The organism is Propioniferax innocua, from assembly GCF_006716235.1.
Taxonomy (GTDB): domain Bacteria; phylum Actinomycetota; class Actinomycetes; order Propionibacteriales; family Propionibacteriaceae; genus Propioniferax; species Propioniferax innocua.
Genome location: NZ_VFOR01000002.1, coordinates 394,723 through 414,658, shown reverse-complemented (window position 1 = coordinate 414,658; position 19,936 = coordinate 394,723). Strand labels below are relative to the sequence as shown.

Sequence of the window (19,936 nt, the reverse complement as noted above, 5' to 3'; positions counted from 1 at the left end):
GGCTGAACGGTAGTGTGGCATCCGGTCACGCACCGCCAGTGGTGGTGCAGGCATTCCCCGGTTGGTCTGTCGGCAGGGCCCGCCTGACTTTGAATCAGGATTTAGCGACGTAGGTTCGACTCCTACCCGGGGAACGAGACGCATCAGGCGGATCGACGGGTCAAGGCTGCGCAAGTGGGGCCCGAGGAGGGAAAGGCCGTGGGAGCAGACTCCACCCCGGTGGCGGCAGTGGTTGTGTTGGCAGCCGGAAGCGGGACGCGTATGCGTTCGAAGACATCCAAGCTGTTGCACACGGTCGGCGGGCATTCGATGTTGTCATGGGCGGTCGGCGCGGCCGATGCCGTCAACCCTCATCACCTGTGTGTGGTGGTGGGGCATGCGCGCGAAGAGGTCACTGCCCATCTCGGCGAGGTCGCGCCACATGCGACCACGGCGCTACAGGCCGAGCAGAACGGCACCGGGCATGCCGTGCAGTGTGCACTGACCGAGCTTGGGGAGCTCGACGGCGAGGTCGTCGTCACCTATGGTGACGTGCCCCTGTTGTCGGGGGAGACGCTGCAGAGCCTGATCTTGGGGCACCGTGAGGCCGGTAACGCTGTCACAGTGTTGACAGCCCAGAACCCGAATCCCACCGGGTACGGGCGCATCGTGCGTGATGCGGCCGGTGAGGTGGAACGCATCGTCGAGCAGAAGGACGCCTCCGACGACGAGTTGGCGATCACCGAGATCAACTCCGGTATCTACGTGTTCGACGGGCGCGTACTCGCCGACGGCTTGGCCCGGATCACGTCGGACAACGCGCAGGCCGAGTTGTATCTGACCGATGTTCTCGGAATCGCCCGCGGCGATGGCCGACGCGTCGGCACACACGTGGTCGATGACCTGTGGCAGACCGAGGGCGTCAATGACCGGGTACAGCTCGCTCGCATGGATGCCGAGATCAATCGGCGCATCTGTGAGCGTTGGATGCGGTCCGGCGTGACCATCGTCAGTCCGGAATCGGTGCGTATCGACCGGGATGTCGATCTCGCCCAGGATGTGACCCTGTTGCCGGGAACGCACCTGCAGGGTGCCACCACGGTGGCATCCGGGGCCACCATCGGGCCGGAAACCACCTTGACCGATGTGGAGGTCGGGGCCGGCGCCACGATCACCCGTGCTGTTGGTTCGCTCGCCGTTGTGGGGGAGGGCGCCACGGTGGGCCCCTTCGCCTACCTGCGGCCGGGTACGCGCATGGCGGCGGGGGCCAAGATCGGGACCTTCGTCGAGTCCAAGAACAGCGTCATCGGGGAAGGGGCCAAGGTCCCACACCTGACGTACGCGGGGGATGCGGACATCGAGGCCGGGGCCAATATCGGTGCCGGAACGATCTTCGCCAACTACGACGGTGTCGCGAAACATCGTACCCATGTGGGACGGGACACCTTCGTCGGATCCAATTCGGTGCTCGTGGCGCCGGTGGATCTTGCCGACGGTTCCTATGTCGCCGCAGGCTCAGCCGTCACCGAGAACCTCGGGCCCGGCGATCTTGCGGTGGCGCGGGGTCGTCAGCGCAATATTCCCGGATGGGTCGCCAAGCAGCGTCCCGGAACCCCCACTGCCGCGTCGGCTGAGGCGGCAGAACCCATCGGCAAGGAGTAACCATGAGCGGCGTGAAGAAGAACCAGGACAAGCACATGATGCTGTTCTCCGGGCGTGCATACCCGGAGTTGGCGCAGGAGGTCGCTGAGCTGTTGGAGGTCGACCTCGTCCCGAGTCGTTCGATCACCTACGCGAACTCCGAGATCTACGTGCGTTTCGAGGAGTCGGTGCGTGGCTCGGATGCCTTTGTGATCCAATCGCACCCAGCTCCGGTCAACGAGTGGCTCATGGAGCAGCTCATCATGATCGATGCTCTCAAGCGGGCTTCTGCCAACCGCATCACCGTGGTGTCGCCGTTCTATCCCTATGCGCGTCAGGACAAGAAGCACGCCGGTCGTGAGCCCATCTCGGCCCGGCTGGTCGCAGACCTGTACAAGACGGCCGGTGCCGACCGCCTCATGTCGGTGGATCTGCACGCCGCACAGATTCAGGGATTCTTCGATGGGCCGGTGGACCACCTGTGGGCACTCCCGGTGCTGGCGGAGTATGTGACCGAGAAGTACGGCCAGGACGAGATGACCGTGGTCTCACCCGACGCCGGCCGCGTGCGTCTTGCCGACATGTGGACCGACAAGCTCAACTGCCCGCTGGCGATCATCCACAAGCGTCGCGATCCGAACGTGGCCAATCAGGTGGCCGTGCACGAGGTCGTCGGTGAGGTTGAGGGGCGGGTCTGCCTGCTCGTGGACGACATGATCGACACCGCCGGAACCATCTGCCAGGCCGCCGATGCGTTGAAGGCCCGCGGAGCCAAGGCCGTCATCGCAGCCACGACGCACCCGATCCTCTCCGGGCCCGCGGCGGACCGTCTGAACGAATCGGCGTTCGAGGAGGTCATCGTCACCAACACGCTGCCGATCTCGGAGGACGTGCAGATCAACAAGCTGACCGTGCTCTCGATCGCGCCACTGATCGCCAAGGCCATCCACGAGGTCTTCGAGGATGGCTCGGTCACCTCATTGTTCGACGGCCAGAGCTGACTTCGAACGTCATACGTGTTCTCCGGCCCCGAGCCTCGTGCTCGGGGCCGGACCCATCCTCGGGTGTCTTCGGGTCCCGTGTTTCGAAGAGCCCGTATTCCTTGGGGCCTGTGTCTTCCTTGGGGTCTGTGTGTTTCTTGGTCCCTGTGTCTTCCTTGGGGTCTGTGTGTTTCTTGGACCCCGTGTTCCCAGGAGGCGTCCGGCCTTTCGAGGGGGCTCGTGTTCCCAGGAGGCGTCCGGCCTTTCGAGGGGGCTCGTGTTCCCAGGAGGCGTCCGGCCTTTCGAAGAGGCCCGTGTTCCTTGGGAAGCCCGTGTTTCTTGGGTGCCTCGTGTGCCGAGTCAAGACGCGAGGCCGGCGGTTCGGGGCTATGTCATGCAGGGGTCGAGCGTTCTTCCTCTGCGGATGGGAGAACAGCCGCACCCGGGGTGTCTCCATGTCGACAGGTGCTGTCCCTCCCGGGCGGATGGGAGAAGAGCAGTACCCGGTGCGGGAACACCGGGGGTGGCAACTCCACCCCCCATACGGATGGAAAAACATTGCGGACAGGTTCTGACCTCGGTGGGGCTGGATCTTCCATTGAAAAGCGCAGTTGAGGACGGGATGTGTCCTTGATGAAAAACGATGTATGGGGCCCAGTCGTTCGGGCGCTCTGCTCGGGTATTCGCGGGGGCTCGGCACTCGCGGGGCGTTTGGATGCTCTGCTCGGGTATTCGCGGGGGCTTGGCGGTTCTGGGGGCGTTTGGTGCTCTGCTCGGGTGCTCACGAGTTGCTCGGGTACTCAGGGGACTCGGGTACTCAGGGGGCTCGGGTACTCACGGGAATGGGGCCTCCTGACCTGGATGATCTGGAATTGCCAGACTGGAATTGGCAGAGGCGGAGGGCGGCGCGTAGACTTCCTCCTTGTCTTGGCGAGGGACCACGGGTCCGTTATCGACGGGAAATTCCTCGCTGTCCGTATGCCCACACAGGGCTCATCCACAGGAGGAATGACATGGCTGATGAGATCCGTATCTCCGCTGAAATCCGTACCGAGTTCGGCAAGGGAGCATCCCGCCGCGTCCGTCGAGCAGAGCGTGTGCCCGCTGTCATGTACGAGAAGGGCAACGAACCTGTCCACCTGACGCTGCCCGGCCATGCGTTGGCCATGGCCCTGCGTCACGAGAATGCCCTCATCACACTCGATATCGATGGGAAGGACCAGCTGGTCCTGCCGTGGCAGGTGCAGCGCGACATCATCACCGGTTTCGTCGAGCATGTTGACTTCTACATGGTGAAGAAGGGCGAGAAGGTCGTCGTCGACATCCCGGTCTACACCACTGGTGAAGCCGGTCCGGAGACCTTCGTCACCATCGAGGCCCAGACCATCTCGGTCGAGGCCGAGGCGACGCACATCCCCGAATCGGTCGAGGTCCCCATCGACGGCATGGAGCCCGGCACCCAAGTGCTGGCTCAGGAGCTCAAGCTCCCGGCCGGCGTCACCTACCAGGGCGAGCCGGAGGACCTCATCGTGAACATCACCCAGGAGGCCAGCGCCGAGCAGGTCGAGGCTGAGCTGGAGGCCGCCGAGGAAGAGGCCGGCATCGAGCGTGAGCCCTCCGATGACGAGGCCCAGGACGAGAACTCCGAGGAGGAGTGATCGTTGGCGACATGGCTGGTGGTCGGCCTCGGTAACCCGGGGCCGGCCTACGCCGCCACCCGACACAATGTCGGGTGGCTCGTCGCCGATCTCCTCGCCGAGCGTGCTGGCGCGCAACTCTCGGCGAGTCGTCGAATGCGAGCAGAGATCGCCGAGACCCGCATGGCTGGCGGGCGCCTCGGTGGAGTGGGGGCGGACGCTCAGAAGGTCGTTCTCTGCAAGCCCACCACGTTCATGAATGAGTCGGGCCGGGCGGTGCGCAGTGTTGCGGACTTCCTCAAGGTCACTCCGGACCACATCGTGGCCATCCATGACGAACTCGACCTCAATCCGGGACAGTTCCGGGTCAAGGTCGGGGGAGGGGACAATGGGCACAATGGTCTGCGCTCCATGCGTCAGCATCTGGGGACAGGCGATTTCCTTCGCGTCCGCTTCGGTATTGGGCGCCCACCGGGACGCCGTTCGGTCACCGACTGGGTGCTCGGGGGATGGTCAGGGTCCGAGGCCGAAGACGTGGCTGTCGATGTGGAGTTGGGGGCTGACGCGGTGGAGTCGCTGATTCGTGATGGTTTGACTGCCACCCAGAACGCCTTCAACGGATATGGTGGCCGCGGGCAGTGACGCTGCCCTCCGAGTCCGGATGATTCATCAGTCGACAACATCGTGGGGGAGAAACGGTGAGCCAGTCACCTTTCAACTTCGGTAGCGCCAGCGGCTCACCGGGAGGCGAGCGCGATCCGTTCGCGCAGCAGCCCGAATCTCAGGTACCCGACCCGTTCGGTTCACCTGCGCCCCCTCCGGGAAGTGGTGGTGAGGGTGCCCCTGCGCCGATGCCTTTCCAGAATCGATCCGCTTCCCAAGGCCCGGGCGATGAGGCCACGGCTGCACACCCGTTCCAGGCCGCCGATGGTTTCGACACCCAGCCCGACGGCGTGTTCGCCGCTCCGGGCGGTGGCTCGCTGACGCTGTCGCGTCCGCCTGTCTTCCTGCTGTTCATCGCTCTGGTCATTGCGGTGGCGGCCGCCATCGTGGCTGGTGTCTTCGGTCAGCCCGTACTCGCGATCGTGTGCTGGGTGCTCGCCGGGCCAGTGGCGATCGGCGTCCTGGCCTTCTTCGTGATGCGAGACAACGCGGCCCGGTCGGTCGGTGTCTATTCCAGCCCCGGCTGGGTTCGTCCCCTGCACATCGTGACCAGCATTGTCTGCTTCGTCGCGGTGATCGTTCCCGCTCTGCGGATCGCTTTTTGGGTGGGGCGTCTCTGATGCGGGCCCGGATGAGGACGCGTCGACGTCTGTCCCGAGATTCGGTGCCCCAGCGTTCGGTCAGTGGAGCGCACTTGTTCAGTGGAGCATGGTCGTTCGGTGGAGCTCTGCGATTGAGCCTCGCTTGGTTCCTGATGGCATCTTTGGGGCTGATCGGCGCATTGGGGATCGGTCCCGAGCGTCCCGCGCACGCCGCGTCTGCGGCCGACGACTTCGTGAAGTGCCTGAACGGCAGCCAGAGCGGTGACTTGATCGTGCTCGTCGACACCTCGGCGAGTCTGCAATCCACCGACCAGGAAGCAGCGCGTGTTCGTGCTGCCGAGTTCCTGCTCAAGCGTCTGGCTCGCAGCGCAGACCGATCCAACGTAAAGATCAATGTTGCGCTGGCAGGCTTTGCGAATCGTTACGAGCACACGTCGAAATTCACTCAGCTCAATGGTCAGTCCGCCGATGGCGTCCTTCGTGAGATGCGTGCTTTCGCCGACCGGAAGCACGGCGAGGGAACCGATTACTGGCTTGGTCTCGATGGCGCGCGTCGTGAGCTGGCTGAACGCAAGCAGCAGAACCCCAACACCTGTCAGGGGATCGTGTTCTTCTCCGACGGCACACTCGATATCGACCGTGCACCCGATGAGGACAGCAATCCGGTCGATCGCCCCTACGATCCGGAGAACCCCCTGCACACCGATCAGGAACGTCAGCGTGCGAAGGAGCGCGCAGCCGCGAGCATGTGCCGTGAGGGAGGCCTGTCCGATCAGTTGCGTGTGGCTCCGGTGACGCTCTTCGGCGTGGGCCTGACCGGGGAGGCGACCGAGGGTGACTTCGACCTGATGAAGCAGGTCAGCTCCGGCGACTGTGGTTCCCAGCCTCCCAACGGTCAGTTCGACACCGCCGATGACATCGACGGATTGCTGCAGGCGTTCGACAACATCAGCGGCGAAGGGACCAAGAACGAAGGCGGCTACTGCCAGGGCCGTGAGGACAAATGTGAGGAGGGCGCGCACACCTTCGTGCTCGACCCCTCGGTGGCCTCGGTGTCGATCCTGGGCAATGGGGACCTGGAGAATTACGAAGTGCTCGTGGTCTCGCCCGGTGGTGAGGAAGTCGTGCTCGCCGATGGTGAGGGCGAGCAGTCCGCCGACGCCAAGGGCGTCAAACTCACGTGGGAGTGGCTCTCGGACAAGTCCTTCAGCCTCGACCTCGACAAGCAGAAGGCTGACAAGCCATGGACAGGCCAGTGGCGGGTCATCTTCATCGATCCGGAGAGCAAGAATCCCGAAGCGCGCAGTCGGACGAACCTGCACGTGACCGGCAACGTCTTTCCCTCGTGGGAGAACTCCGATGTCGTGATCCGTGCCGAGGAGCAGATTCCCCTCGAGTTCGGGCTGGTGGATGCCCAGGGGAGCCCCATCAAGCCGGGGTCGCTACTGGGCGAATCCTCCTTCCAGGCCGTTCTGGTCGACGCCAACGGCGAGGAGAAGGAGATTGCGTCGCTCGCGGGCAAGGAGATCACCGGCACACATGACCTCGACACCGCCGGCCTGCAGCCTGGTAAGGCCACCCTGCGCATGAGCCTGGGGGTCACCACCGCTCCGTGGAAGAACCCGGAGACCGGCAAGGAAGTGCCAGGGACCGAGTTGCGCCCCCAGGTGTCGGAAGTACCTGTCACCATCGGCGCCCCGGCAGGTTTCCCCACCATCGAGGGCGGGGTCTCCTTCGGGCCGATCGAGGGCAAGGTGGAGAACGCTCCGGGGACGCTCAGGGTCACCGGGCCGGGCTGTGTCTGGGTCGACGCCGGCGCCACCCCGACGGTCACCACCGGTCCTGAGGAGATCAGCGCGGTCTCGATCACGTCCGAGCACAACAGCCCGGAGAGCTGCCTGCAGGTCGCCGAGGGTGAGTCCGCCGATCTTCCGGTGTCGCTCACCTCCGAATCCGGGAACGGCGCACTCAACGGCACCTTCGCGGTGATGACATCCTCCGAAGAGGATCCGACTCTCACCCGCCCTGCGGATGTGGAATACAACGCCGAGCTGACAAGGCCGTTGAACCCGGTCAACTTCGCCCTGACGTTGATCGCGGCGTTGCTGCTGGGGCCGGGCATCCCTCTGGGCCTGCTGTATCTGGCGAAGTGGGCCACTGCGAAGATTCCCGGACGCGGTCTGATCTACACGCCGATCCCCGTCACCGTCGAGGACGGACAGGTGCTTCGTGATGGGCGACCCATCGAATGGGAGGACGGCGACCTGCGGCAGATGGCGCACATGGATTCGGGCGGTCAGCGTCGCCTCCAGCTGGGGCCGGTCACCCTGCGTGCCCGTACCGGTGCCTCGCCGTTCGGTGCTGGGCATGTGGTGGTCGAGGCGCCCGATCGCGTCGGTGCCTCATCCGAGTACCGTCAGCCGGTCGGCAAGGAGCATCAGGCCAAGCTCGATCTGGGCGTCCACAACACATGGGTGATGGTGCGCTCGGCCCAGCCCGGGCCCGAGCAGACGATGGTCGTCTTGCTCACCGCTGCCGACGCGGCACCCGGCACCCGCGAGAAGCTCATGGAGGACCTGCGCCGCATTGGTCCGCAGGTGTACAAGCAGCTCGTTGATCTGCATGAGCCCGGTGGTGGTGCAGGAACAGGTGGTGGCGCAGGAACCGGTGGCGACGCAGGAACCGGTGGAGGCAGCCCCTTCGGTGGCCCCTCGACCAACGGGGGTTCTGGTGCACCCGACGGTGCCAATCCTTTCGGGCAGCCGTCCTCCGCGCCGCCTCCTGCGATGCCGGGGCAGCCGGGCCCGTTCGCTTCTGGGGGCGGATCTGCGGGGGCGCCGCCGCAACCCTTCGGTAGCCCGGGTGGGGGGTCGGCCCCTGGCGGGGCGCCGCCGAGTGGTCCTGGCGGGCCGCCTGGACCCGGTTTTCCGCCGAACCCGTGGGGGTGACCTGCTGATCCTGTCAGATAGTGCTGCTGTCGATGGAGAACCGGCGTCATAATGTCCGTGACGAGGTGACCACATTCGAAGGACGCCTGCCCGAGTTAGCCCCTAGGGTTGGTTTTGCACGAGGGGCCTGCTGTGAACCTAGGAGTTGGATTCGATGAGGCGTTTTCTGGTTGTCGGCTGTGGCGGCTCGGGCGGGTCCGCGCTCGCCTACATGATGGACCAGCTGCGTTCGGACCTCGCGCAGGAACAGGTCGACCGGCTTCCGGCGGGGTGGCAGTTCGTCCACTTGGATGTGCCTGCCGGTGAGGAGCCGGGCCCTGACGGCATCGGGAACGTCGAAGCTCAAGGGGGGCGTTACCTCGGGCTGGGCCCGCAGGCAGGTTCGTACGCTGATCTGGACTTCTCCGTATCGCGCAAACTCGGCACCAGTCGTGCTCTCGACGCCATCGGCACCTGGGCGCCGCGACGTCCCGAGGCGATTGCCACACCGATCTCCGTGGGCGCCGGTCAGTACCGCTCGGTGGGCCGCATGATCACGCTCTCGCGTATCGAGGCGCTGCGTGAAGGACTTGTCTCGGCATGGGAGGACCTCTACCGGGTCGAGACGCACACCGAGATGAAGCAGGTGGCCCACCAGGCCAAGCTCGGCGACTATTCCCAGAATGATGTGCCGATCGTGCTCGTGGTCTCATCGATGGCCGGTGGCGCGGGGGCTTCCATGGCTCTCGATGTCTGCCGCATCATGACGACGATCAACGGGCTCGATCCCAAGCTCATGGCCGTGTTCATGGTGTCGGCCGATATTTTCGATTCGCTGCCTGAATCAGCGCGATCCGGTGTTCGCGCCAATGCGCTTGCGATGCTGGGTGAGATCGTCGCGTCGCAGACAGGATCCGCTCAGGAGCATGACGTGCGCACCATGCACGCACTCGGCCAGCAGCACGGCACCGGAGCCTCGATTCCGTTCGCGCGAGTCTTCCCCGTGGGTCGTTTCGTGGGTGCTCAGCGCACCATGTTCGGCGACGGGTCGCCCAAGGCCGTCTACCGCGGACTGGCCCGTGGCCTCGCGGGCATGATGATGTCGGAGCAGGCCACCAACCAATTCGTCTCCTACGACCTCGGCAACACCGGCTCGGTGCCGCCGGACTCGAGCTACTTGGGTTGGGGTGCTCAGCCCGATCCGCTCCCGTGGGGTTCGTTCGGGTTCGCCTCGCTGTCGATGGGACGTGAACGTTACGCCGAGTACGCCGCGCAGCGCATCGCCCGATCGTGCGTCGATCGTGCACTCGATGGTCACCTCCAGGAGGGGAACACCGCTTCTGGTACCGAGCAGGTCAAGGCTCTGGTGCAGAGCCAATGGTCGGCGTTGTGCCATGAGTTGCAGCTCGTCGATGCTCCGGGCCCGAATCCCAACGCCCTTTCACAGTGGCTCATGGGCGTCGCCTATCCGCAGGCACAGGTGAACCAGACCGCGTTCAACATCGTGAACAACGCGGTGATGAATCAGCTTCCGCCGCCTGATGGGCACGATGTCGCGCACTGGGTGCCGTCGATGCGTCAGATGCTCGCCTCGCGCAAGAACGGACTGCAGGACGCCGCTGCCGCCGAGGCCAACCGGTGGGCCTTCGACTGGCACCAGTCCCTCATGCGCCTGCTCATCGACGTCGTCGGTGGCGCGATCTCGCGCTTCGGCCTGCCATTCGCCGTGGCGTTCATCGATCGCCTGCGTCAGCACATCCGTGAGGTCATGGTGCCTGCGGCTCAGGAGCTGCGCCAGTACGACCAGAGCGACATCACCCAGCTCTCGCCGCAGGTGGAGCAGACTTTGGCTGGCATCAAGGGCAAGGTGACCGGCGGTGGTCAGATCCTCAGCCAGATCGGTGACTGCCTCAGCGGCAACGTGTTGCAGCACACCTACGCCAAGGCATCGGGGCTGGTGGCTGAGGTGCTGCAGTCGTTCGTCACCGATGTACTCGCCCCGCTCGGTGAGTCGCTCCACGAACAGCAGCGCATCTTGGAGCAGGCGCGCGAATCGGCTGTCCGTCACGACGGCCTCGCTCGTCTTGCGACCGATCAGTACTCGGCCTGGCCCAGCGATGAGGACCAGAAGGCGCCCGAGCGTTTCGATGAGGCCAACAACGAGGTTCTGCTCACGAACTCGCAACAGTTCGGCCCGCAGTACATGGCCGACATGCGCAATTCGATCAGCGGTGATCTCGGTTTCCCGCAGGCGCGGTTGGCCGTTGCGCGTCAGGTGACCTCGGGGATCTGGGAGACCACTGGCGGCGATCGCCCTCCGGGCGGGCTCATGGAGGTGACCACCGGATGGCAGTGTCGGGTGTTCCCGGTGGACCCCAACACCGGTGAGTCGATCGTCCCGACGCGGGCTCGTTTCGACGTCCATGCCCGGCCCGCTGAGCTTCTCGAACGTGCTCGCCTGTTCGTGGCTCGCCCGGAGGAGTCGTTCCATCGTTTCTGCTCGATGTCGCTGCGTGACTATGTGCGCGGCGTCGGCGCTGCGGAATCCGAGCGCCAGGCACGTATGGATGACATCGTCAGCAAGTTCAACCAGGCACTGACGCTGGCCCTCCCACTGATCTCGGTCAGCAACTCCGCGGTGCAGTTGCTCCATGGGGCCAAGGGCGTCGAATACCGTTTCAAGTTCTCCGCGGTCCCGTTCGCCGATCTGCCGACGGCCGAGGACCTCGAGAAGGCGTTGATCAACAACAACTCGGTCGATGGATCGACGCGCGACAACTACCGCCGCTCGATCAACGATTCGGATCACGTGCGTCGGCTCGACATCTTCGGCTCCTACCCGCTCTACGCGCCGATCTGTTTCGATTCGGTGCTGCGACCGGTGGCCGAGCAGTGGTCGAGTACCCCGCCTGCAGGACGTGAGGCGTTCTGGGCCAACCGTCGCACGCGTCCGCTCGACGCGTCCCTCCCGATGGGCGAGGCGGAACGGCGCACCCTTGTCGCGGGCTGGTTCCTCGGTCAGATCGTCGGCGCGTTGCGTATTCCGCCCTCGCCCTACACGCAGGCCGTCGAGGTCTACGATCTCGGCGAGCGTCAGTGGCTTGAGTTCCCCAACCCGTTGCTCACACCACCACAACGGTTCAAGGCCTCCTACGACTGGCTCCCGGCGGTCCTCGAGTCGATCCTGTTGGCCATGTCACGGTCGCACCAGAACCCGGTGATGGGCTCGCTGCGCCCCTACCGCGCGTTGCGTGGCGTGTTCGACGCCAACCTACTGGGCCCGGCCGAGGGCATCGTGGAGCGTTCCGGCAAGGAGGTCCTGACGCGTTGGCTCCGCGACGGAGACATCGGGTCCGGTGCGAAGACCCGGATTCCCGATGCGCAGAGTGCGGTCGACGCGCAGGGGCGGTATGACGCTGCGTCGGCGTTCGTCACACAGATCGGTGAACTCGCAGCGGTGCACTTCATGGCTCCGGGAGAGGACGGGGCGCCTGGTGGCGGCACGTTCTCGGTGGTCGATGACCGTGGCGTTGCGTCGCAGATGCCGATCTTCGCCGACCTCGCTCCCGATGTGTACTGGGCGATGCAGGAGATCGGACGGATGCTCGATGAGGCGCTGACGCTCGCGACCCAGCCGGCTCAGCAGACGACCTACCAGCCGATCCAGGGCACTGGTCCGTCGCAGATCGAGATGCCGGGTGCCGGGGGCGTGTTCTGATGCCGTCGCTCGTCATCTGCATGGCGCCGGCGGGACCGGCCAGTGGTGTTCGGGCGGCTTTCGCCGACTGGTCGGCGGCCGGGCTCCTGGGCCCCTATCTGTGGGTCGAGCCGTCTGCGGTGACGCCCGGGACTGCGACGACCCCGGCGGTGCAGTGCAGCGATGGGCGGGTCACCGGAACTTCGATTCAGCACACACTCACCCAGGCCCGTTTCGATCGAGTGCGGGTGGTCAGCATCGTTCCCGCCGTCGGTGGGGCGTCGTTGGTCGATCCGGCGGTCGAGCAGGCCGTCCTGCAGTCGGTGTTGGGCACCGGGGCGGTCATGCAGCAGCAGGTGGATCTGTTCCGGTTCATCGTCACACGTCCACAGTCGGGCCCGGTCGGCGGTGATCTGGTTCGCGAGGGCTGGCACAACATCATCTGTTCGCCGGAGCTGTCGGTGGGGCCGCGTCTTGGTCACCAGACGCTTCCGTCGAGCACCGATCCGGTGGAGCTGGGCGCCCCCGCTGCGTCGGTCATCGCGTCGGTCGCAGCCATGTGGGTGGGGCAGCAGCAGGGCCCGCTCGATGGCGTTCAGGCGCCATTCGGGCGCACACTGCGGCTGGCCCGGAGCTGGTATCGAGATCTGGATGCGCGCACCATCGAGGATGATGTGCGTCGCCGGGTGCTCGCCATCGACGGGGCGGTGCCGCAGCCGACGCAGCAGGGTGGCCAGCCGGTCTACATCGACGATGCGGCCTCGGCCTGCCAGGATCTCGCAGCCAGCGTGCTCAAGCGTCACGCGAGCCTGTTCAAATCCGAACGCAAATCTCCGCAGCCGGTGGCCAAGCAGCAGATCGGCATGGGGGAGGCAGCCGGGAAGCTGGCGAGTTTCATCCGGTTGACGATCGGTCAGGCGCCGAGCAAGTGGTATTCCCTCATGGTGGGATCGGCCCCCGATCAGGCTGCGAGCCGTATGCAGAGCCTGGTGTTCGGGGATGATCCGTCGAACTTCGCCGTCGTCGCCGACGGACAGCTCCTCTCGGGAACCGCCGATTGGCAGCAGGTCTCCGAGGCTGCCGGCAACCTCGACCAGCTCAGCAACGGCCCACGCGCCCATCAGGCCGCCGGTGACTTTTCACCGGTGTGGTCAGATTTCATGGCGTGCGGGCTCATGCTCGTCGACGGCGGTGATCGTGGCCAGAACCAGGCGATCATGGTCGGGAACGAGCGTGGCGTCCTACGACACATGAGTGACTCGGCACCGGCTCCCGATGAATGGTTCACCGACATCGGGACGCGGCTGCGCAATCAGATCGGGATCGGTCGGGTGCAGGCGGCAGATCCGCTCGGTGTCCACACCCTTCGCGAGCGGTTGATGTCGCTGGCATCGCACCCCTCGCTGTCGCGTGAAGCGGAGGAGACACTTCGTCGACTCGATGAGTGGAAGGGACGCCACGCGCAGTCCTATGCGGCACAGACCGGGGCGATGCTCGCCAATGAACTGCTGGACACCTCCCGTGAGGTTCAGAACCTCGCCCGGACGGTCCGTCAGGGGCCGCAGGTGGACACCTCCAATGCCAATACCCAGGGGCGTCAGCGTCGCATCGGTATGTGGATGCGCGTGTTGACGTTCGCTCTCGTTGTGATGGTGCTGCTGACGCTTCTCGGCGCAGCGTTCAACGTGCTCACCTGGATGTCCCTGTTGTGGGTGTCGTTGTCGTCGCTGGTGTTCTGGTTCGGTGGTTCGCTGGCGTTGTACATGATCGGGCAACGGGACCTGTTCGCCGACCTCAACCGGCAACGGCAGGCGATGTCGCAGGCCGAGGCCAACGAATACAACCTCAAGGCCGCTGTGCGTGACCTGCACCGGCTCGGCGAGGGGTACGGTCAGTTCCTCGAGTGGACGCGGGTGCTCGGCGTCATGCTGCATGAGCCTTTCGGGCGTGGTGTGGCGGCCAGGACGGTACCGCCGCTCATCGAGTCCGGCCTGCCGATGTCGGTAGGGATCGGTCGTGCCGAGTGCGATGAGGAGTCCACCGAGCAGGTCGTCGATCTGTTGCGCCGTGAACTGTTCCACGTGGGGTGGCTCGGCAATCCGTGGAACGCAGCGCTGCAGGAAGCCAGCCAGCGTCTGGGTGCGCGGGGCCGGGATCTGGAGCAGAACCCGTCGCTCATGTTCTCTCAGCGGGCACGTGTCGAGGAGTCCTTGTTGACGCCGTGGGCCGATTCGTTGGAACGGGACGGCGTGGGTGATTCGGGCGCCGCTGAGTTCTGGCATCGAGCCATGGGCCGACTGGTGCAGCCCGACTATGTGAACCGGTTGGTCTCGCAGGTCCGCCCCGCCGGAGGTGACACCCCGGTCCCGACCGAGGCCTTCCTCGCCGGTGTGGGGTCGGGTGAGGTCTCGGCGAATCGTTTCGACACCGCGCTGTTGACGCGGGAGAACCGTCAGGGTGACGCGAATGTCGTCGAGGTCACGTGGCCGCTGGAACATGCTCATGGTCTCGGACGTCGTGCGGTGATGGTGCAGCTCGGGCGAGCCCTGAGCGAGTACTCATTCGACCTCGGTGAGCGGGTGGCCCCCGAGGTGACAGCCGGAGACGAGCCTGAGCCTCCGCCGATGCAGATGCCATCGGGGGGAGCGGTGTTCTGATGGATCGCACAGCGGTACTGATGGAGTGGGCCCGCGCGCTGTTGGCGCGGGGAGAGGTCCCACCGTCCGAGCGCGCGCTGCGGGAGATCGGTGCGCGCGGGGCGATCCCTGCACATCTGCGTACCCCGGATCTGGATCGGTGGGCACGCGTCATCCAGCACTTGCTGTGGCTGGTCAACCAAGGGCACCCGGCGCCGGTGGCAGACGCCCTGCGGCTCGATCCCGACGGCCCACCGGTCGGTCCGATGCATCAGCCCAGCGGTCCGATGCACCAGCCAAGCGGACCGATGCACCAACCCAGCGGTCCGATGCACCAACCCAGCGCGGTGGGGCAGGACCCTTCGGTGGCGCCGGTCGATGCCGTGCCCCCGCCACGTTCGGCTGCCGAACACAGCCAGGCGACGACGTCCCTGCGGACAGGACAGCCCGGGAACACCGGGCCAGAAGAGCCGCAGCAGTCGGCCGCACCGCCGCCGAACGAATCTCCACGCGAGAAGGTCCAGCGTCTGTTGATGTGGCGTGACGGGCAGGGGCTCTCGGAGCTCAAGGACCGCCATATCCGACAGGTCGTGAATGCTGAACCGCGTCGGATCGACGAGGTGGCCGCCGGTCTTCCGGCGTCGCTGAAGTCGCTGGCCGAACAGATCGCCGGGGAGCTTGGGCTGCAGGCCGGTGACACGGTGTCCGGGGCCGCCACCGAAGCCACGGCGCACACACCGCAGCCCGCCGGAGCACACGGGGGAGGGAACGCGGATCACAACGCTGCAGGTACTGGGGCATCCGCGCCCGCGACGTCCCAAGCACAGGACTCCCAATCCTTCAGTTCGGGGGCCCCGAGTTCTGGGGCCCCGAGCCCAGAACCCCTGAGCCCAGAGGCCCTGAGTCCAGAGACCCTGAATCCGGGAGCGCTGACTTGGAACGATCCCATTGCTCTCGACAACGTGATGAACCAGTTCGCGCCGGTCGATCTGACTCGGCCTCAGACCGAACCGGGGCAGATCCGCACGTCACCGACGCGCGATGGCGTCGGCGTTCGTCTCACGTGGGACAAGCAGACCGGTCCGTACGTGGAATACCGGATCGTCTCCGACGACGATCATCAGCCGATCTCACCTGAGCACGCCGATGTCGTGGGCATCACCGACAGGACGGTGTTCACCGACACCCGTGCGTTCCACACCGCGGTGCGGCACTACCGGATCTGGGCCAATATCGGTTCCGATCAGGATTCGGCCCGTGCCGAGCAGCCGGTTCTGGTGGCCGAGGCCTCGGTGGTGACCCGCCCCGACGAGGTCGTGATCCGTGAGGATGAAGGTCGGGTCATCGGGCAGTGGACCCTGCCGCATGGGGTGCGCCGTGTGCTGGTCCACCGCGTTCCGCAGGAACGCGCGGGCGCTGGGGCCGGTAGCCCGGAGTTCCGCATCTGCGCCAACGAGAACAATCTTGGTGGTTTCGTCGACTACGACGCCGAGCCCGGGCGCAAGTACCACTATCAGCTGCAGGTGGAGGCCGAAGGCAGTTCTCAGCTGTCGTTCCCGACCTCGGTCCCGGTCACGACATCGGCTGTTCTCGAACCGGTCGTCGATCTGGACTGCGAACTCGGTGAGGACGAGGACGCCCAGTTCACGCTCGTGTGGACGCCGCCGCCGATCGGTCATGTGGAGATCTATCGCACGCAGAATGGGCCGCGAGCGGGAGCGGACAACGACACCGTCTCGCAGGAGGCACTTCCCCAGATGGGGCTGCGCAGTGAGGACCAGCTGGCTCACCCCGTGCAGCCCGATGGCGGCAAGTCCCGCATGCAGGAGGTGCCGTGGCCGCGGGGATGGTCGCGTACCTACTTCACCCCGGTGACGCTGCTTGATGGGCAGGCTCGGGTCGGACGCACGATCTCCCGCGTCCGAACCTCTCCGGTGACCGACGCCAAGCTCATCGAGCGTGTCAGTCAGCAGGTGTTGACGATGGCCTGGCCTGCCGGTGCAGCGAATGTGAAGGTCTACTCCGGGCCGATCGGTCAGAGCGCCGAGGAGACGATCACCTCGTCCCAACCGATCGCGGAGATCTCCGCCGATGCCTACGAACGTTTCGGCGGCCTCCATTTCTCGCAGCCGCTGGATCCTCTCGGCTGTGACCTGCATCTGGTGTCAGTCGCCTTCAGCGAGGGCAGTTCGGTGGAGGGGCGTCCCACGACGATCACCTCACCACCGCTGCTGAAGATCAACTACACCGTGCAGGTTCAGCCCGGGGGAGACGGACGTCCGTGGGCGCTCATCGCGATGACCACCGATCTGCATCAACAGGGTGAGCCACCGATGGCATTTGTGTTCAATCACGAGCGTCTGCCACTGGACATCAACGATGGGCAGCAGCTGCCGGTGATGCCACAGACCGGGGGGCATGCCTCGCAGCGGTTCAGGCCGACGATCGGGCCGGACACCGGAGAGATCTGGTGGGCGGCTGCGTTGCCGAGCAATCAGGGCTGGATGCGGCTGTTCATCGATTTCACCCCGCCCTCGGGCACGATCGCGGTGCTGGATCCACCGGTGCACCTGTTGCGGATCGGCAATCCGTCGTGACGCGCTTCGCCCAGTTGACGTACTCGTCGTTCGACCGCCGCGACGGGAACGGGGGAGGCTGGCAGGTCAAGGATGTCACGGGAGGACTCTCCGCGGAGGAGCAACGGCTCCTGTGCGGGCACGTCGCAACGCAGCTCGACGCCGGAGTGGAACTTCCGCGTTTCCCGACGCCTGCCGAGATCACCGAACTGCCGCACCAGATGATGCACATGCCGGTGCGTCTGGATGATGCCGAGGCATTGGTCACGTGGCATCTCGCGCCGGCAGGGGTCGATGCCTCGGGGCGTCCGGGAAATGTGTTCGCCCACGTGCTGGTGGACCACGACTTCGACCCGACCGACGGGCTTCGCCCCATCGAGCGATGGCGGAGTCCTGACTGGCTCATCCCGTATGGGCCCGAGGCCGTTCTTGGAGCCGACCTCACAGGTGAGGTTCCCGGCCGCGGGCACGTGGACCGCAGGACCGTGGCGAGCTGGCTGTTCGCGCCGCGTCAGTGGCGGACCAACACCCTCGCAGCGATCCTTGATGCTCTGGCAGGCCACCGCGCGGGTGGACTGCCCGTGGTGCTCGCCACCGAAGACGTCGACGAGGCCGCCAACTGGATCGCAGCGGTCAGCCTGTGCACCTCGGCGGGTGCGGCGGCGCACATCTCCTTCTCGACGCTGGAACGGGCCTCCGGCCTGCGGCACGCCATCGGTCACGGCATCGAAATCATCTGCGTACCGCGCTTGGACGTGCCGGAGCTGGCACACAACGACAAGGTCGTGGTGATCGACACCGCAGCCCATGTGGAGGTCGCCGATCTGGGCGGAGAGCACCGCACTGACCGCGGTGATGCGATCCCCGCCACGCCGTGGTCGGCCATGATCCTGGAACTGTGCGCAGACCCCGCCACCTTCGTCGAAGCGGTCACCGAGATGGACGCCGCCGCCGTGAGTGTCGGAGATCGTGGTCTGCATCCGGCCTGGCCCGCAGCATTGCTGATCGCGCGGGATCCCGACTCCGATCTCGCGCACGAGGCCACGACGATCATCGCCCGATATTCGCCCGATGAGCTGCGGAACAGCGAGCTGTACGACGTCGTGGCAGATGGCCTTGCCGCTGACGCCGGATCGACGGCGGAGGCATGGCATCACGTGGTTCTGCAAGGCGCCCACGACGATGAACCCGAACGCAACCTGGTGCTGGCCGAGGCAGCCGTGGCCACCTACGTGGGTCTGGCGCTGGAGGACGAGCAGTGGCTGGCGCGGCCTGGCCCCGGGAAACTCCCCGCCCGGCACCTCAAACCCGATGCGGTCAATGGTGAGTGGGTGGCGTCGGCCATCACACGGATGCATGCGTCCGATCCGGTGGTTCTGATCCATGCGATCGAACTGGCATTGCGCATGGGGCTGGAACGCGATGGGACGCTGCGTCAGCTCATGATCGAGCAGGTCCGGAAGCAACTCGTCCCGCGGCTGATCGACCTTGAAGGCGGTCACGAGTTGGCCCTGCAGCTCAAGGAGCTGGGAGCCGAGACCAGGCACCTGCTGTGGGGTGAGATCGCTCGGCATCCGCAGATGCAGTGGGGGCGCCGCCCTCCCGGTGCCCTGTTGGCGTCCCCGGTGGTGGATCTTCTGGGTCCTGCAGCCGATGAGCCAGATCCACTCACGAACGTCGACCCCAGCCGCAACACGGGGCGCAGACCACCGAGCGTGGCACCGATGCTCACCGAACTGGCCTTCGCTGCGGTGCGTCAGGCCGATGCCCCCGAGCATGCCCGATTCATCGCGGCGTGGGCGCAACTCCAGGCCGGTGGGGTGGACGACCAGGGGCGACGCCTCACCCCTGACACGGTGAGTTCGCTGGTCGTCCCGCCGTTCGATGCGTGCCGCACGCGCTCGATGGTTCAACGATTCGGCCCACAGGTGCCGCGTGCCTGGCACCTTCCACACCTGTTGGGTACCGGTGACACATCCGACTGGCGAGAGGTGTGGATGCTGTTGCAGCGTGGCCCGGACGCCATGCTGGGGTATCTGGCGGCTTTGCGCCTCGAGCAGGGCAAGCCCCTCGGCCCCCCGCCCCTGGTGGTGGGGCAGGCCCGGGCGGTCGCGGCTGCTGCTGCACTGCACCCGGTCCAGGACCCAGCGGCACGGCACCGCGCACATCTCGTTCTGGCTGCCACATTGCTCCACGGCACACTCGTCGCCGTTCCCGATGCACTGGACCAACCCGATCGGATGAGCGCCGATGAGGTGAAGATGCTCTCGGAGTGGGGGCCGCAGGCGCTGTCGGTGCCCAGGCTCGTGGAGGTCTTCGCTCGTAGGGCGCAGGGGTCGCCCCTGTACGAGGAGGCCCCGGACAGCGGGACGACCGCACGTGCCCTCACCTGGTTGTTCGGGCTGGGAGCGACGACTCGCACCGAGACCGTGCCCTTGGTGGTCGCGCTGCTGCAGGAGCAGGCGGCTCATGGTGGCAGTGATGAGATCATCGCCGCAGTGTCGAGTGTGCCGGGCCTCGGTGAGCGAGACATCAAATCTTTGGAACGTTGGCTGAATCACTGGCTGCGCCGTGAGCGTCGTCGGGAAGGATGGTGAC

The 19,936-nt window shown here is 65.8% G+C and carries 10 protein-coding genes and 1 tRNA gene; all 11 read left to right on the top strand.

Translation table 11 applies throughout. From position 1 onward, the window contains the following. Positions 1 to 54 precede the first annotated feature (54 nt). The 11 genes from FB460_RS08630 (at position 55) to FB460_RS08580 (ending at position 19,935) form a co-directional block, all read left to right on the top strand. Positions 55 to 134, top strand: a tRNA-Gln gene (locus FB460_RS08630). Positions 135 to 198: 64 nt separating this feature from the next. After that, positions 199 to 1,641 carry a bifunctional UDP-N-acetylglucosamine diphosphorylase/glucosamine-1-phosphate N-acetyltransferase GlmU gene (gene glmU / locus FB460_RS08625; RefSeq protein WP_281281835.1) on the top strand — a complete coding sequence of 481 codons (1,443 nt, stop codon included), beginning with the start codon at positions 199 to 201 and terminating at the stop codon, positions 1,639 to 1,641. 2 nt (positions 1,642 to 1,643) lie between these two features. Next, complete coding sequence (locus FB460_RS08620; protein WP_142093720.1) at positions 1,644 to 2,621, top strand: ribose-phosphate diphosphokinase; 978 nt, start codon at positions 1,644 to 1,646, stop codon at positions 2,619 to 2,621. A 992-nt stretch (positions 2,622 to 3,613) separates the two neighbouring features. Continuing rightward, the gene (locus FB460_RS08615; protein WP_142093719.1) at positions 3,614 to 4,258 is read left to right on the top strand and encodes a 50S ribosomal protein L25/general stress protein Ctc; all 645 of its coding nucleotides are present in this window, start codon (positions 3,614 to 3,616) and stop codon (positions 4,256 to 4,258) included. 3 nt (positions 4,259 to 4,261) lie between these two features. Next, complete coding sequence (gene pth / locus FB460_RS08610) at positions 4,262 to 4,879, top strand: aminoacyl-tRNA hydrolase (protein WP_142093718.1); 618 nt, start codon at positions 4,262 to 4,264, stop codon at positions 4,877 to 4,879. A gap of 56 nt (positions 4,880 to 4,935) precedes the next feature. Next, positions 4,936 to 5,520 carry a hypothetical protein gene (locus FB460_RS08605; protein WP_142093717.1) on the top strand — a complete coding sequence of 195 codons (585 nt, stop codon included), beginning with the start codon at positions 4,936 to 4,938 and terminating at the stop codon, positions 5,518 to 5,520. A gap of 134 nt (positions 5,521 to 5,654) precedes the next feature. Next, entirely contained in the window at positions 5,655 to 8,450 is a 2,796-nt protein-coding gene (locus FB460_RS08600; protein ID WP_211345922.1) for a vWA domain-containing protein, read from the top strand. Between the two features lie 154 nt (positions 8,451 to 8,604). Then, entirely contained in the window at positions 8,605 to 12,147 is a 3,543-nt protein-coding gene (locus FB460_RS08595) for a tubulin-like doman-containing protein (RefSeq protein WP_142093715.1), read from the top strand. Then, complete coding sequence (locus tag FB460_RS08590) at positions 12,147 to 14,783, top strand: hypothetical protein (protein ID WP_142093714.1); 2,637 nt, start codon at positions 12,147 to 12,149, stop codon at positions 14,781 to 14,783. Before FB460_RS08595 ends, FB460_RS08590 begins: the two co-directional genes overlap by 1 nt. Next, complete coding sequence (locus FB460_RS08585) at positions 14,783 to 17,359, top strand: SaeA-related protein (RefSeq protein ID WP_142093713.1); 2,577 nt, start codon at positions 14,783 to 14,785, stop codon at positions 17,357 to 17,359. The genes FB460_RS08590 and FB460_RS08585 overlap by 1 nt, the downstream gene beginning before the upstream one ends. Next, a complete protein-coding gene (locus tag FB460_RS08580; RefSeq protein WP_142093712.1) occupies positions 17,356 to 19,935 on the top strand; it encodes a GAP1-N2 domain-containing protein in 2,580 nt (859 codons plus the stop codon). The genes FB460_RS08585 and FB460_RS08580 overlap by 4 nt, the downstream gene beginning before the upstream one ends. Position 19,936 lies beyond the last annotated feature (1 nt).